The sequence below is a fragment of the Streptomyces sp. NPDC107528 genome (assembly GCF_055639295.1).
Genome location: NZ_JBVKAV010000016.1, coordinates 88,493 through 102,210 on the forward strand (window position 1 = coordinate 88,493; position 13,718 = coordinate 102,210).

At 69.7% G+C, this 13,718-nt stretch carries 13 protein-coding genes; 8 read left to right on the forward strand and 5 right to left on the reverse strand.

What is annotated here, in order from left to right; genetic code table 11:
- Window positions 1-18: 18 nt before the first annotated feature.
- Window positions 19-1,710, reverse strand: a complete 1,692-nt coding sequence (locus tag ACZ7L5_RS39965; RefSeq protein WP_471523418.1) for a sodium:solute symporter family protein — start codon at window positions 1,708-1,710, stop codon at window positions 19-21.
- Between the two features lie 161 nt (window positions 1,711-1,871).
- On the opposite strand from ACZ7L5_RS39965, the gene galT reads away from it, so the two are divergent.
- The 3 genes from galT to galK all read left to right on the forward strand — a co-directional run bounded on the left by galT (window position 1,872) and on the right by galK (window position 5,205).
- Complete coding sequence (gene galT / locus ACZ7L5_RS39970) at window positions 1,872-2,957, forward strand: galactose-1-phosphate uridylyltransferase (RefSeq protein ID WP_471523420.1); 1,086 nt, start codon at window positions 1,872-1,874, stop codon at window positions 2,955-2,957.
- Entirely contained in the window at window positions 2,954-3,916 is a 963-nt protein-coding gene (galE, locus tag ACZ7L5_RS39975; RefSeq protein WP_471523422.1) for a UDP-glucose 4-epimerase GalE, read from the forward strand. Before galT ends, galE begins: the two co-directional genes overlap by 4 nt.
- Before the next feature lie 125 nt (window positions 3,917-4,041).
- Window positions 4,042-5,205 (forward strand): galactokinase, encoded by a 1,164-nt coding sequence (galK, locus tag ACZ7L5_RS39980; protein ID WP_471523424.1) that lies wholly within the window; start codon window positions 4,042-4,044, stop codon window positions 5,203-5,205.
- 5 nt (window positions 5,206-5,210) lie between these two features.
- Here the strand turns inward: galK and ACZ7L5_RS39985 are convergent, their stop codons facing one another.
- Window positions 5,211-5,666, reverse strand: coding sequence for a GNAT family N-acetyltransferase (locus ACZ7L5_RS39985; RefSeq protein WP_363049979.1), 456 nt, complete (start codon window positions 5,664-5,666; stop codon window positions 5,211-5,213).
- Window positions 5,667-5,938: 272 nt separating this feature from the next.
- On the opposite strand from ACZ7L5_RS39985, the gene ACZ7L5_RS39990 reads away from it, so the two are divergent.
- A complete protein-coding gene (locus ACZ7L5_RS39990) occupies window positions 5,939-6,712 on the forward strand; it encodes a response regulator transcription factor (protein ID WP_362384653.1) in 774 nt (257 codons plus the stop codon).
- Window positions 6,713-6,878: 166 nt separating this feature from the next.
- Here ACZ7L5_RS39990 and tamR read toward each other — a convergent pair whose 3' ends face one another.
- Window positions 6,879-7,376, reverse strand: coding sequence for a MarR family transcriptional regulator TamR (gene tamR, locus ACZ7L5_RS39995; RefSeq protein ID WP_059196100.1), 498 nt, complete (start codon window positions 7,374-7,376; stop codon window positions 6,879-6,881).
- 102 nt (window positions 7,377-7,478) lie between these two features.
- Between tamR and ACZ7L5_RS40000 the strand changes: the two genes are divergently transcribed.
- The 3 genes from ACZ7L5_RS40000 (at window position 7,479) to ACZ7L5_RS40010 (ending at window position 8,908) form a co-directional block, all read left to right on the forward strand.
- Window positions 7,479-8,288 carry a trans-aconitate 2-methyltransferase gene (locus tag ACZ7L5_RS40000; protein ID WP_471523426.1) on the forward strand — a complete coding sequence of 270 codons (810 nt, stop codon included), beginning with the start codon at window positions 7,479-7,481 and terminating at the stop codon, window positions 8,286-8,288.
- A complete protein-coding gene (locus ACZ7L5_RS40005; protein ID WP_471523428.1) occupies window positions 8,288-8,671 on the forward strand; it encodes a VOC family protein in 384 nt (127 codons plus the stop codon). Before ACZ7L5_RS40000 ends, ACZ7L5_RS40005 begins: the two co-directional genes overlap by 1 nt.
- Window positions 8,672-8,734: 63 nt before the next feature.
- A complete protein-coding gene (locus ACZ7L5_RS40010) occupies window positions 8,735-8,908 on the forward strand; it encodes a CsbD family protein (RefSeq protein WP_328881128.1) in 174 nt (57 codons plus the stop codon).
- Window positions 8,909-8,967: 59 nt separating this feature from the next.
- Here ACZ7L5_RS40010 and ACZ7L5_RS40015 read toward each other — a convergent pair whose 3' ends face one another.
- Together ACZ7L5_RS40015 and ACZ7L5_RS40020 are read right to left on the reverse strand one after the other, a co-directional pair.
- The gene (locus tag ACZ7L5_RS40015; RefSeq protein ID WP_363039608.1) at window positions 8,968-9,645 is read right to left on the reverse strand and encodes a TetR/AcrR family transcriptional regulator; all 678 of its coding nucleotides are present in this window, start codon (window positions 9,643-9,645) and stop codon (window positions 8,968-8,970) included.
- Window positions 9,642-10,649, reverse strand: coding sequence for an acyl-CoA desaturase (locus ACZ7L5_RS40020; RefSeq protein ID WP_471523430.1), 1,008 nt, complete (start codon window positions 10,647-10,649; stop codon window positions 9,642-9,644). Before ACZ7L5_RS40020 ends, ACZ7L5_RS40015 begins: the two co-directional genes overlap by 4 nt.
- A 308-nt stretch (window positions 10,650-10,957) precedes the next feature.
- On the opposite strand from ACZ7L5_RS40020, the gene ppc reads away from it, so the two are divergent.
- Window positions 10,958-13,690 carry a phosphoenolpyruvate carboxylase gene (gene ppc / locus ACZ7L5_RS40025; protein WP_365065542.1) on the forward strand — a complete coding sequence of 911 codons (2,733 nt, stop codon included), beginning with the start codon at window positions 10,958-10,960 and terminating at the stop codon, window positions 13,688-13,690.
- Window positions 13,691-13,718: the final 28 nt, after the last annotated feature.

Consider the following 13,718-nt stretch of genomic DNA (forward strand, 5'->3'; position numbering starts at 1 on the left):
AGTCTCGGACCTCCGTCGTCAGAAGGAGAACGGGATGTAGCAGGCCGCAGCGAGGACCACCGCGCCCCAGCCCAGCAACGCCGGTTTGCGGTACCACGCCTCGTCCCCCGGCGCCGGCGGCTCGGCCATGCCGGGCGAGCGGGTGCCGTAGACCAGGCCCTGGAGTTCCTCCGTCGGCTTGGGGGCCGTGAAGAGGGAGACGGCCACCATGACGACCCCGCCGGCCACGAAGCCCGCGATCGCGGAGACGAAGTTCGCGCCCTGGTCGGAGGGGATCGAGATGATGTCCTGCTTGTAGAGGACGAAGTAGTTGACCATCGCCGCCGTCGTGCCGGCGAGCAGGCCCCAGAAGCCCGACTTCATCGACGCCCGCTTCCAGAACATGCCGATGATGAAGACCACGAACATCGGCACGTTGAAGAAGGAGAAGAGGGTCTGGAGGTAACTCATGATGTTGGAGAAGGACGACGCCAGGAACGCCGTGCCGATCGACGCCAGCACCCCGATCGCGGTGATGAGGCGGCCGAAGCGGACGTAGTAGCCGTCCTCGCGGTCCGTGACCACGTACCGCGCCCAGATGTCGGTCGTGAACACCGTGTTGAAGGAGGACACGTTCGCCGCCATGCCCGCCATGAAGGCGGCGAGGAGGCCGGTCACCGCGATGCCGAGGACGCCGTTCGGCAGCAGGCCCTCCATCAGGTACGGGATGGCGTCGTTGTACTGATAGCCCGACTCCTCGGTGCCGAAGCCGGGGACCAGGGCCGCCGCCGCGAGACCCGGGATCATCACCAGGAACACGATGAAGATCTTCGGGAACGCCGCGATGAGCGGAGTGCGCTGGGCCGCCGAGAGGTTCTTGGCCGACAGCGCCCGCTGGACCTCCGCGAAGTTCGTCGTCCAGTAGCCGAAGGACAGCACGAAGCCGAGGCCCAGGACGATCGTCAGCCAGTTCGCGCCCAGCGGGTTGGCGTCGCCGATGCCGGTGCCGCCCCAGGCGGTGACGAAGTCGTCGCCGTGGGACTTGTTCAGGGTGTCCGTCAGGCCGTCCCAGCCGCCCACCTTCTTCAGGGACAGGATGGTGATGGGGATCAGGGCCGCCAGGATCACGAAGAACTGCAGGACTTCGTTGTAGATCGCTGAGGACAGTCCGCCGAGGGTGATGTACGCCAGGACGAAGAAGCCCGCCACGACGATCGCGACCCATTGGGGCCAGCCCAGCAGGGCCTCGACCACGATCGCCAGGGCGTAGAGGTTCACCCCGGCGATCAGGATCGCGGCGAAGGCGAACAGGATCGAACTGAGCAGATGCGCCGCCCGGTCGAAGCGCAGCAACAGGAACTCGGGGACCGAGCGGACCTTGCTGCCGTAGTAGAAGGGCATCATCACCAGGCCGAGGAAGACCATGGCCGGGATGGCGCCGATCCAGTACCAGTGGACGGTGTACGCGCCGTACTGCGCACTGTTGGCGGCCATGCCGAGGATCTCGGTGGCGGCCAGGTTGGCGGAGATGAAGGCGAGGCCGGTGACCCAGGCGGGCAGGGAGCGGCCGGAGAGGAAGAAGTCGAGGCTGGTCTTCACCGAGCGGCGGGCGGCGAAGCCGATGCCCAGCACGACGACGAAGTAGATGCCCAGCAGCGTGTAGTCGAGCCAGTTCGTGGGGAGCCGTAGCTCGGCGGCGAGGTAGGTGGGGGAATGTGTGGGGGTTTGCATGAGTACTCGCTTCGTTGCGCGAACCGATACAGAGCGGAACCTACGCCGCCGTGTTCAGTAATTGAACACGTCAGATGATGGTCTTTGTTTGATTGTGATGTTGACTGAGGTGGTGAGTTGTGTTTCTCTGTGTTTAGTTATGTTTGATGGAGGAGTCCAGCGTGAAGAAGACCTCGACCCGCCTGGCCGACGGTCGTGAGCTCGTCTATTACGACCTGCGCGACGACACCGTGCGGGACGCCGTCGACCGGCGGCCGCTGGACCGGACCGTCACCACGTCCGAGGTCCGCCGGGACGCACTGCTCGGGGACGCGGTCGCCATCGCCTCGCATCGGCAGGGGCGGACCTATCACCCGCCGGCCGACGAGTGCCCGCTGTGCCCTTCGCAGGGTGAGCGGCTGAGCGAGATCCCCGACTCGTCGTACGACGTCGTGGTCTTCGAGAACCGTTTCCCCTCGCTCGCCGGTGACTCCGGGCGCTGCGAGGTCGTCTGCTTCACCTCCGACCACAACGCCTCCTTCGCCGACCTCACCGAGGAGCAGGCCCGGCTGGTCCTGGACGCCTGGACCGACCGGACCTCCGAGCTGTCGGTGCTGCCCTCCGTCGAGCAGGTGTTCTGCTTCGAGAACCGCGGCGCCGAGATCGGTGTCACCCTCGGCCACCCCCACGGGCAGATCTACGCCTACCCCTTCACCACCCCGCGCACCGCCCTGATGCTGCGTTCGCTGGCCGCCCACAAGGACGCCACCGGCGGGGGGAACCTCTTCGACGCCGTCCTGGAGCGTGAACTCGCCGACCGGCGGGTCGTCCTGGAGAGTGAACACTGGGCGGCCTTCGTGCCGTATGCCGCGCACTGGCCGTACGAGGTCCACCTGTACCCGAAGCGCCGGGTGCCCGATCTGCTCGCGCTCGACGAGGAGGCGCGCTCAGAGTTCCCCAAGGTTTATCTGGAACTCTTGAGGCGCTTCGACCGGATCTTCGACGGACGGGATGGAGGGGCGAACTCCGCGGGTGAGCCTCCGACGCCGTACATCGCCGCCTGGCATCAGGCGCCGTTCGGCACACTGGAGGAATTCGAGGGCGTGGTGCGTGAGGACTTCGCTCTTCACCTCGAGCTTTTCACCGTCCGCCGCACTTCCGGCAAGCTGAAGTTTCTCGCGGGTTCCGAATCCGGCATGAACGTGTTCATCAACGACGTGCCGCCGGAGCGCGCGGCCGAGCGACTGCGAGAGGTAGCGAGTTCATGAGTGGGAAGTACCTGGTCACCGGTGGCGCCGGCTATGTGGGCAGCGTGGTCGCCCAGCATCTGCTGGAGGCGGGAGACGAGGTCGTCGTCCTCGACAACCTCTCGACCGGGTTCCGCGAGGGCGTGCCGGCCGGGGCTTCCTTCATCGAGGGCGACATCCGCGACGCCGCCAAGTGGCTGGACTCCTCCTTCGACGCCGTGCTGCACTTCGCCGCGTTCTCGCAGGTCGGCGAGTCGGTCGTCAAGCCGGAGAAGTACTGGGACAACAACGTCGGCGGCACCATGGCGCTGCTCGGCGCGATGCGTGACGCCGGCGTGCGCAAGCTCGTCTTCTCCTCCACCGCCGCCACCTACGGCGAGCCCGAGGAGGTGCCGATCGTCGAGTCGGCCCCGACGCAGCCCACGAACCCGTACGGCGCCTCCAAGCTCGCCGTCGACCACATGATCAGCGGCGAGGCGGCGGCACACGGACTCGGCGCCGTGTCCCTCAGGTACTTCAACGTGGCGGGTGCCTACGGAGACTGCGGCGAGCGCCACGACCCCGAGTCGCACCTCATCCCGCTCGTCCTCCAGGTCGCCCAGGGCCGGCGCGACGCGATCTCCGTCTTCGGCGACGACTACCCGACGCCGGACGGCACCTGCGTGCGCGACTACATCCACGTCGCCGACCTCGCCGACGCCCACCTGCTGGCGCTCAGGGCCGCCAAGCCGGGCGAGCACCTCATCTGCAACCTCGGCAACGGCAACGGCTTCTCCGTCCGCGAGGTCGTCGAGACCGTCCGCCAGGTCACCGGGCACCCGATCCCCGAGGTCGTGGCCCCGCGCCGGGGCGGCGACCCGGCGATCCTGGTCGCCTCCGCCGACACCGCCCGCGAGCGGCTCGGCTGGAACCCGTCCCGCGCGGACCTCGCGGGGATCGTCGCCGACGCGTGGGAGTTCGCCCAGCGGAGCGCAGGCTAAGTTCTACGGCCGGTAAGCACGGCCGTACGTTCCACGGCTGTCCGGCCGGTCAACTCACCGGCCGCTTCGGCCCCCGCCGCGCAGCGGCAGTCGGATGCAGCAGCAGGGAAGGTCAGGGTCAGGGGATGAGCGTCGACACGGCAGCCGCGGTCGCCGAGCGGTTCAGGGAGCTGTACGGGGCGGAGCCGGAGGGGGTGTGGGCCGCGCCGGGCCGGGTCAACCTGATCGGCGAGCACACCGACTACAACGACGGCTTCGTCATGCCGTTCGCGCTGCCGCACACCGCGGTCGCCGCGGTCTCACGGCGCACGGACGGCGTCCTGCGGCTGCACTCGGCGGACGTCGAGGGCGGCGTCGTGGAACTGCGCGTCGAGAAGCTGGAGCCCGAGTCCGACCGGAACTGGACGGCGTACCCGTCGGGTGTGCTCTGGGCGCTGCGCCAGGCCGGCCACGCGGTGCCCGGCGCCGACATCCACCTGGCCTCGACGGTCCCGGCGGGCGCGGGCCTGTCGTCGTCGGCGGCGCTGGAGGTCGTCGTGGCGCTCGCCCTGAACGACCTCTACGACCTCGGTCTGAAGGGCTGGCAGCTGGCCCGCCTGTGCCAGCGCGCGGAGAACGTCTACGTCGGCGCCCCCGTCGGCATCATGGACCAGACGGCGTCCGCCTGCTGCGAGGCCGGGCACGCCCTGTTCCTCGACACCCGCGACCTCTCCCAGAAGCAGATCCCCTTCGACCTGGCCGCCGAGGGCATGCGTCTGCTCGTCGTCGACACCCAGGTCAAGCACTCCCACAGCGAGGGCGAGTACGGCAAGCGGCGCGCGGGCTGCGAGAAGGGCGCGGCGCTGCTGGGCGTGGACGCGCTCAGGGACGTGGCGTACGACGAGCTGGACGCGGCGCTCGACCGGCTCGGCGACGACGAGGAGGTGCGCCGGCTGGTGCGCCACGTCGTCACCGAGGACCAGCGCGTCGAGCAGGTCGTCGCCCTGCTGGAGAGGGGTGAGACCCGCGCGATCGGCCCGGTCCTGACGGCGGGCCACGCCTCACTGCGCGACGACTTCCGCATCTCCTGCCCCGAGCTGGACCTGGTCGTGGACACCGCCCTGGCCGGCGGCGCCCTGGGCGCTCGCATGACCGGCGGCGGCTTCGGCGGCTCGGCGATCGTGCTGGCCGAGGCGGCCGACGTCGAGACCGTCACCAAGGCCGTCGAGGAGGCGTTCGCCGCCGCCGCCTTCACGGCACCGCGGGTGTTCGAGGCGGTGCCGGCGGCGGGCGCGCGGCGGGTGCGCTGACCTGCTCACCCCAGCCGTTTGGTGAGGGTGTACTCCGTGATCCCCGGCGGATAGTCGGGGATCACGCACACCACGTCGTACCCGCGTTTGCGGTAGAACTCCGGCGCCTGGAAGTCCCATGTCTCCAGGCGGGCCGCCGTGCAGCCCCGTTCGTCGTGGGCCAGGCGCTCTGCAGTTGCGAGCAACTGTGAACCGAGGCGGGCACCGCGGTGGCGTTCGTCGACCCAGAGGTAGGTGACGTGGAGCCAGGTGGTCCAGGTGTGGCCGACGAGCCCGCCGGCCACGGCGCCCGAGTCGTCCAACGCCCAGACCTGGAGCGGATGTTCGCGTTCACCTGGGGTTCCGCGCAGGGCGCGCAGGATGGGGGAGGCCGCGGTGTTGGTGTCCCGCAGTCGCCGACGGAGCAGATCCTGGCGAGATTTGTCGACTTCTGTCTCCAGACGAAACATGCGGCTCACCATAAACGCGTCGGCCAACCAGTTCTGCAAATTACCTTCCGCTCCTGCCCCCCGCCCGTACTCTGATGGACAGCACCGGTGGGGGCCGGTGCTGATCAGGGGGCGAGACAGGTCGGGTACGACGCCCGAAGTGGGGGTAACAGTCTCTGCACGGCGGCGGCCGTGCGGCCATCCACGCTTCGGGCGCCGCGCCCGCGACGGTGTTCGTCTCCCGGTGTCGTCCTCATGACGATGGGGTATCCCCTGCTCTTCGGGAGCTTGGGGAAGGGGGTTTCGTGGTTCGCATCCGAGTCCTGGTCGTCGACGACCATCGCATCTTCGCCGAGTCACTCGCCGCCGCGCTGGCGGCCGAGCCCGACGTCGACGTCTCCGCCGCCGGCAGCGGTCCTGCCGCGCTGCGCAGCCTGGAGCGCGCGGCCGCCGAGGGGCGCCGGTACGACGTGCTGCTGGTGGACGCCGATCTGGGCGGCAACGTGCCGGGCGTCCGGCCCGCCATGCCCGTTCAGGAGGTGGGCGAGGACGGGCTCGTCGACGGCATCTCGCTGGTCGTCGGCGTCCGCTCCGCGCAGCCTGCGGTACGGATCGTCGTCCTCGCCGAGAAGGACGATCCGCGCCGCGCCGCGCTCGCCCTGCAGGCCGGGGCCTCCGGGTGGGTCGCCAAGGACTGCTCACTGTCCCGGCTGCTCACCGTCATCCGCGGGGTGCTGCGCGACGAGACGCATCTGCCGCCCGCCCTGCTCACGGGTGTTCTGCGGGAGCTGACGGCCGCGCGCAAGCACCGCACCGAGAGCGAGCGGCTGGTGGAGTCACTGACCCCGCGCGAACGGGAGGTCCTGCGGTGCATGGTGGCGGGACTGGGGCGCAAGGCCGTCGCCGAGCGCCTGTATCTCTCCCCGCACACCGTCCGCACCCATATGCAGAACGTCCTCGGCAAGCTGGGCGTCCACTCCACACTGGCCGCGGTGGCGCTCGCGAGGCGAGCGGGGGTCGGCCCGGTCGACTTGGGACCAGCCGCTCGAATCCTGCCGGAGGAAAGCAGCAGCGCCTGATCAGCGGTGCCTGATCAACGGGGCCGAGCGGCAGCGCCCCTGTCAGGGGCGCGGGGCTGTGTCGATTTGCGGCTACCGCCGCGTGGGCGCGACCAGCCACAACGGCGCCGCAGACAACGAACGACACAACCCGGCACTACCCATCCGGCTTTCCCAGTGGGAGCGTTCACCCAGGGATGTTGTCGAACGGCGCCGTCAGCTGACGCAGCAGCCCCGCCAGTTCCCCCCGCTGTGCACGCGACAGCTCCGCGAGGATCGCGCGCTCCTGGTCCAGCAGCCCGGCAAGGGCCTGGTCCGCGCGGTCGCGGCCCTCGTCCGTAAGGCGGACCAGGACGCCGCGCCGGTCGCTGGGGTCGGGGAGGCGCTCCACCAGGCCCTTCTTGGCCAGCCGGTCGATGCGGTTCGTCATCGTGCCCGAGGTGACCAGGGTCTGCGTCAGCAACTGCCCCGGTGAGAGCTGATACGGGGTCCCCGCGCGCCTGAGCGCGGTCAGGACGTCGAACTCCCAGGGCTCCAGGCTGTGCTCGGAGAAGGCCAGCCGGCGTGCGCGGTCCAGATGCCGGGCCAGTCTGCTCACCCGGCTGAGCACCTCGAGCGGTTCCACGTCGAGGTCCGGGCGCTCCCGGCGCCATGCTGCGACCAGCCGATCGACCTCGTCCTCCATGACGATCAGTGTAGTGGTTGTGTCGACGTGAAGTCTCTTGACGTCAAGATACTTTGCGGGGCAGGCTGGAGACGACAGAAGCGACAGACAGGAGACCCCGCCATGTCCGCTGCCGCCATCCCCACCTGGGACCCCGCCCAGTACCTGCGCCACGCCGACCACCGCGCCCGCCCCTTCACCGACCTCCTCGCCCGCATCCCCGATCTCCCGGGCGAGCGGCCCCGCATCGCCGACCTCGGCTGCGGCCCCGGCAACGTCACCGCCGTGCTCGCCGAACGCTGGCCCACCGCGCACATCACCGGTCACGACAACTCCGCCGAGATGCTCGACAAGGCCCACGTCGAGTACGAAGGGCCGACAGCCGGTGGAGGCCGCCTCGACTTCGCCCACGCCGATGTACGGACGTGGACGCCGGGTGAGCCGTACGACCTGATCGTCAGCAATGCCACGCTGCAGTGGGTGCCGGGGCACGCGGACCGCTTCGGCGACTGGGTGCGGGGCCTGCGCCCCGGCGGCACCTTCGCCTTTCAGGTCCCCGGCAACTTCGACGCCCCCAGCCACCGTCTGATGCGCGACCTCGCCCATCGCCACGGCCTCTCCGACACCCTGCGCCACACCGACGCCGTCCTCACCCCGCGGGACTACCTCGCCCGCCTGGCCGACCTCGACTGCACGGCGGACGTGTGGGAGACGACGTACATCCATCTCCTCACCGGCGACGACCCCGTCCTCGACTGGGTGAAGGGCACCGGGCTGCGCCCCGTCCTGACCGCCCTCGCTGACGCTCCCGACCGGCGGGAGGCCTTCCTGCACGACTACCGGGAGGCCCTGCGCGAGGCCTATCCGCCGGGCGCCCACGGCACGCCCTTCCCGTTCCGGCGGATCTTCGCCGTGGCACGCAGGGGAGCCTGATGATCACTGCCGTCGACCATGTCCAGCTCGCGGCGCCACCCGGCTCGGAGGACGGGCTACGGGCGTACTACGCGGGCGTCCTCGGGATGGCCGAGATTTCCAAGCCGCCCGTGCTCGCCGCACGCGGAGGCTGCTGGTTCCAGGCCGGGCCGGTGCAGCTGCACCTCGGTATCGAGACGGACTTCCGGCCCGCGAAGAAGGCCCACCCCGGGCTGCGGGTCACCGGCATCGAGGCGTACGCCGCCCGGCTGGCGGCCCGGGGAACGGCCGTGACCTGGGACGACGACCTGCCGGGGCACCGTCGGTTCTACTCGTACGACCCCGTGGGCAACCGGCTGGAGTTCCTGGAGCCGATCGCCGTGAGGCCGGGGACCCCTGTTTGAGGGCCCCGTGACGGGTCACCCGCTGCGGTGAAACCGACGTCGAGCCTTACGGGAGTGAGGAACGTGGCGAAGGAAGAGAAGAGCCGGGCCAAGAAGGAACAGCTCAAGGGCAAGGCCAAGGAAGCGATGGGTCGCATGGCCGGCAACGAGCGAATGACCGCCGAAGGCAAGGCCGACCAGATGAAGGGCGACGCGCGCCAGGCGAAGGAGAAGGGGAAGGACACCTTCAAGCACTGAGCGCGTCAAGCGCTCAGCCTGACCCTCAAGCGCTGAGTGCGCCGGCACCGCGGAGCGTGTCAGCTCTTGCGGTGCCCTATCAGCCGCGGCTTCGGCTCCAGCCCGTCCAGCCCGTGCCACGCCAGATTCACCAGGTGGGCGGCGACTTCCGCCTTCTTCGGGCGGCGGACGTCCAGCCACCACTGGCCGGTCAGGGCGACCATCCCGACCAGGGCCTGCGCATACAGCGGGGCCAGCTTGGAGTCGAAGCCGCGGTTCTTGAACTCGCGGCCCAGGATGTCCTCCACCTGGGTCGCGATGTCTGAGATCAGCGAGGCGAAGGATCCCGTCGACTGCGGGATGGGCGAGTCACGAACCAGGATGCGGAAGCCGTCCGTGTACTCCTCGATGTAATCCAGAAGAGCGAACGCCGCCTGCTCGCACAGTTCACGCGGGTGGCCGGCCGTCAGCGAGCTGGTCACCATGTCCAGCAGCCGCCGCATCTCGCGGTCCACCACCACCGCGTACAGCCCCTCCTTGCCGCCGAAGTGCTCGTACACCACCGGCTTGGACACCCCGGCCTTCGCCGCGATCTCCTCGACCGACGTGCCCTCGAAGCCCTTCGCGGCGAACAGGGTCCGACCGATCTCCAGCAACTGCTGGCGGCGCTCCGCACCGGTCATCCGGGTACGGCGCGCCCGCCGCTGCTTCTCGTGGCCGGTGTTGCTGCTGGAGTCGGTCGCCATTCCGTCAATCATGCCGCCTTCGCGGGCTCCTTCCGGCGCCGGGAGTCGCCTTCCCCGGTGTTCCGGCGGGAATCGATACGCGAGCGTGACGGCCAGCGCACGTCGTAGGCCAGGCCGAGCTGCTCGCACCAGCGGATGATCCGCGCCGAGGAGTCGATCTGCCCGCGCTCCACACCGTGCCGCGCCGACGTCGGGTCCGCGTGGTGCAGGTTGTGCCAGGACTCACCGCAGGACAGGACCGCCAGCCACCAGACGTTGCCGGACATGTCACGCGACTTGAAGGGCCGCTTGCCGACCGCGTGGCAGATCGAGTTGATCGACCACGTCACGTGGTGCAGCAGCGCCACCCGCACGAGCGAGCCCCAGAAGAAGCCCGTGAACGCGCCCCACCAGGACATCGTCACCAGACCGCCGATCAGCGCCGGCAGCGCCAGCGACAGGATCGTCCACCAGATGAACTGACGGGAGATCGTCCGGATCGCGGTGTCCTTGATCAGATCCGGCGCGTACTTCTCCTGCGAAGTGCGCTCCTCGTCGAACATCCAGCCGATGTGCGCCCACCACAGGCCCTTCATCAGGGCCGGGACCGTCTCGCCGTAACGCCACGGGGAGTGCGGGTCACCCTCCGCATCGGAGAACTTGTGGTGCTTGCGGTGGTCCGCGACCCAGCGGACCAGCGGGCCCTCCACCGCCATCGAGCCGGCGATGGCGAGCGCGATGCGCAGCGGGCGCTTCGCCTTGAAGGAGCCGTGGGTGAAGTAGCGGTGGTAGCCGATCGTGACGCCGTGGCAGGCGAAGAAGTAGAAGAAGACCAGCAGACCGAGGTCGAGCCAGCTCACGCCCCAGCCCCAGGCCAGCGGCACCGCGGCGCCGAGCGCCAGGAACGGGACGACGATGAAGAGGAGGAGGGCGAACTGCTCGAGCGATCCCTTCTTCTCACCGCCGAGCGTGGCTGAGGGAGTGGTGTCGTCGTTCGCCTTCGGGGCGTCTTCGATCACATCGGAGCTCGTGGTCATGGGCGTCCCCTGTGGGGTTCGAGGGTTGTGGCAGGTGCCGGGTCGCAGGAACTGTTCCCAGGTTCCGTTACATCGGTCCCTACGGCTACGTAACCTACGGCGTCGTAAGTATGGCAGTGCGTCGCCCGGCGGCAAGAGCCCGAGAGTCTGCGCGTCCGCATGGACACCTATCCTTGGAGTCGGTCGGACAGCGCGGTCCGCTCTGAATTCTTTCCGGATGCCAGGAGCCGTATGCGGCCCCCGCCGCGCGGCCCCCGGGCGCCGAGTTCCCTCCCGGACGAGCTTCAACACTGCAAGGAGCCGCACCTGTGAGCAGTGCCGACGACCAGACCACGACCACCAGCAGTGAGCTGCGTGCCGACATCCGCCGACTGGGTGACCTCCTCGGGGAGAGCCTCGTCCGGCAGGAAGGCCCCGAGCTCCTCGACCTGGTCGAGAAGGTCCGCCGCCTCACCCGCGAGGACGGCGAGGCCGCCGCCGAACTGCTGCGTGGCACGGAGCTGGACACCGCGGCCAAGCTGGTCCGCGCCTTCTCCACCTACTTCCACCTGGCCAATGTCACCGAGCAGGTCCACCGCGGCCGTGAGCTGCGCGCCCGCCGCGCCGCCGAGGGCGGCCTCCTCGCCCGTACGGCCGACCGGCTGAAGGACGCCGACCCCGAGCACCTGCGCCAGACCATCGAGCACCTCAACGTGCGCCCGGTCTTCACCGCGCACCCCACCGAGGCCGCGCGCCGCTCCGTCCTCAACAAGCTTCGGCGTGTCGCCGCGCTCCTGGAGACTCCCGTCCTCGAAGGGGACCGGCGCCGGCACGACACCCGACTGGCCGAGAACATCGACCTCGTATGGCAGACGGACGAGCTGCGCGTTGTGCGCCCGGAGCCCGCCGACGAGGCCCGCAACGCCATCTACTACCTCGACGAACTGCACGCCGGCGCCGTCGGTGACGTCCTGGAGGACCTCACCGCGGAACTGGAGCGCGTCGGCCACCGGCTCCCCGATGCCACCCGCCCCCTCACCTTCGGCACCTGGATCGGCGGCGACCGCGACGGCAATCCCAACGTCACCCCCCAGGTGACCTGGGACGTCCTCATCCTCCAGCACGAGCACGGCATCAACGACGCCCTGGAGATGATCGACGAGCTGCGCGGCTTCCTGTCGAACTCCATCCGCTACACCGGCGCCACCGAGGAACTGCTGACCTCCCTCCAGGCCGACCTCGAGAACCTCCCCGAGATCAGCCCCCGCTACAAGCGCCTCAACGCCGAGGAGCCCTACCGGCTCAAGGCCACCTGCATCCGGCAGAAGCTGGAGAACACCAAGACGCGCCTGGCCAGGAACATTCCGCACGAGGCAGGCCGCGACTACCTCGGCACCGGCGAGCTCCTGCACGACCTGAAGCTGATCCAGACCTCGCTCAGGGAACACCGCGGCGGCCTCTTCGCCGAGGGCCGCATGAACCGGACCATCCGCACCCTGTCCGCGTTCGGCCTCCAGCTCGCCACGATGGACGTTCGCGAACACGCCGACGCCCACCACCACGCTCTCGGCCAGCTCTTCGACCGCCTCGGCGAGGAGTCCTGGCGCTACGCCGACATGCCCCGCGACTACCGCGCCAAGCTGCTGGCCAAGGAACTGCGGTCCCGCCGCCCCCTCGCCCCCACCCCCGCACCCGTGGACGCGGCCGGCGAGAAGACCCTCGGCGTGTTCCAGACCGTCAAGCGGGCCCTTGAGGTCTTCGGACCCGAGGTCATCGAGTCGTACATCATCTCCATGTGCCAGGGCGCCGACGACGTCTTCGCGGCAAGCGTGCTCGCCCGCGAGGCCGGCCTGATCGACCTGCACGCCGGCTGGGCGAAGATCGGCATCGTGCCGCTGCTGGAGACCACCGACGAGCTCAAGGCCGCCGACACCATCCTGGAGGACATGCTCTCCGACCCGTCCTACCGGCGCCTCGTCGCGCTCAGGGGCGACGTCCAGGAGGTCATGCTCGGCTACTCCGACTCCTCCAAGTTCGGCGGCATCACCACCTCGCAGTGGGAGATCCACCGCGCCCAGCGCCGGCTGCGCGACGTGGCCCACCGCTACGGCGTCCGCCTGCGCCTCTTCCACGGCCGCGGCGGCACCGTCGGCCGCGGTGGCGGCCCCTCCCACGACGCGATCCTCGCCCAGCCCTGGGGCACCCTCGAAGGCGAGATCAAGGTCACCGAACAGGGCGAGGTCATCTCCGACAAGTACCTCGTGCCCTCCCTGGCCAGGGAGAACCTGGAGCTGACCGTCGCGGCCACCCTCCAGGCCTCCGCCCTGCACACCGCGCCGCGCCAGTCCGACGAGGCTCTCGCCCGCTGGGACGCCGCCATGGACGTGGCGAGCGACGCGGCCCACGCCGCCTACCGCAAGCTCGTCGAGGACCCGGACCTGCCGTCCTACTTCCTCGCGTCGACGCCGGTGGACCAGCTCGCCGACCTGCACCTCGGATCGCGGCCCTCTCGCCGCCCCGGCTCGGGCGTCTCGCTCGACGGCCTGCGCGCCATCCCGTGGGTCTTCGGCTGGACGCAGTCCCGGCAGATCGTGCCCGGCTGGTTCGGCGTCGGCTCCGGCCTCAAGGCGCTGCGCCAGGCCGGCCTGGACACCGTGCTCGACGAGATGCACGAACAGTGGCACTTCTTCCGCAACTTCATCTCCAACGTCGAGATGACCCTCGCCAAGACCGACCTGCGGATCGCCGCCCACTACGTCGACACCCTCGTGCCGGACGACCTCAAGCACGTCTTCGACGCCATCCGCGCCGAGCACGAACTCACCGTCGCCGAAGTCCTGAAGATCACCGGCGAGAAGGAACTCCTCGACGCCGCCCCGGTCCTCAAGCAGACCTTCACCATCCGCGACGCCTACCTGGACCCGATCTCCTACCTCCAGGTCACCCTCCTCAAGCGCCAGCGCGACGCGGCGGCCGCCGGCGCCGAGCCCGACCCGCTCCTCGCCCGGGCGCTGCTGCTCACCGTCAACGGCGTGGCGGCGGGCCTGCGCAACACCGGCTGAGCCACCCGCACATGACGGTGCCCCCGTG

Coding starts and splice junctions, on each gene's coding strand:
- galE (WP_471523422.1), top strand. CDS start 2,954: ATGAGTGGGAAGTACCTGGTCACCGGTGGCGCCGGCTATGTGGGCAGC.
- ACZ7L5_RS40015 (WP_363039608.1), bottom strand. CDS start 9,645: ATGATTGACGGAATGGCGACCGACTCCAGCAGCAACACCGGCCACGAG.
- galK (WP_471523424.1), top strand. CDS start 4,042: ATGAGCGTCGACACGGCAGCCGCGGTCGCCGAGCGGTTCAGGGAGCTG.
- ACZ7L5_RS40000 (WP_471523426.1), top strand. CDS start 7,479: ATGTCCGCTGCCGCCATCCCCACCTGGGACCCCGCCCAGTACCTGCGC.
- tamR (WP_059196100.1), bottom strand. CDS start 7,376: ATGGAGGACGAGGTCGATCGGCTGGTCGCAGCATGGCGCCGGGAGCGC.
- ACZ7L5_RS39985 (WP_363049979.1), bottom strand. CDS start 5,666: ATGGTGAGCCGCATGTTTCGTCTGGAGACAGAAGTCGACAAATCTCGC.
- ACZ7L5_RS40020 (WP_471523430.1), bottom strand. CDS start 10,649: ATGACCACGAGCTCCGATGTGATCGAAGACGCCCCGAAGGCGAACGAC.
- ACZ7L5_RS40005 (WP_471523428.1), top strand. CDS start 8,288: ATGATCACTGCCGTCGACCATGTCCAGCTCGCGGCGCCACCCGGCTCG.
- ACZ7L5_RS39965 (WP_471523418.1), bottom strand. CDS start 1,710: ATGCAAACCCCCACACATTCCCCCACCTACCTCGCCGCCGAGCTACGG.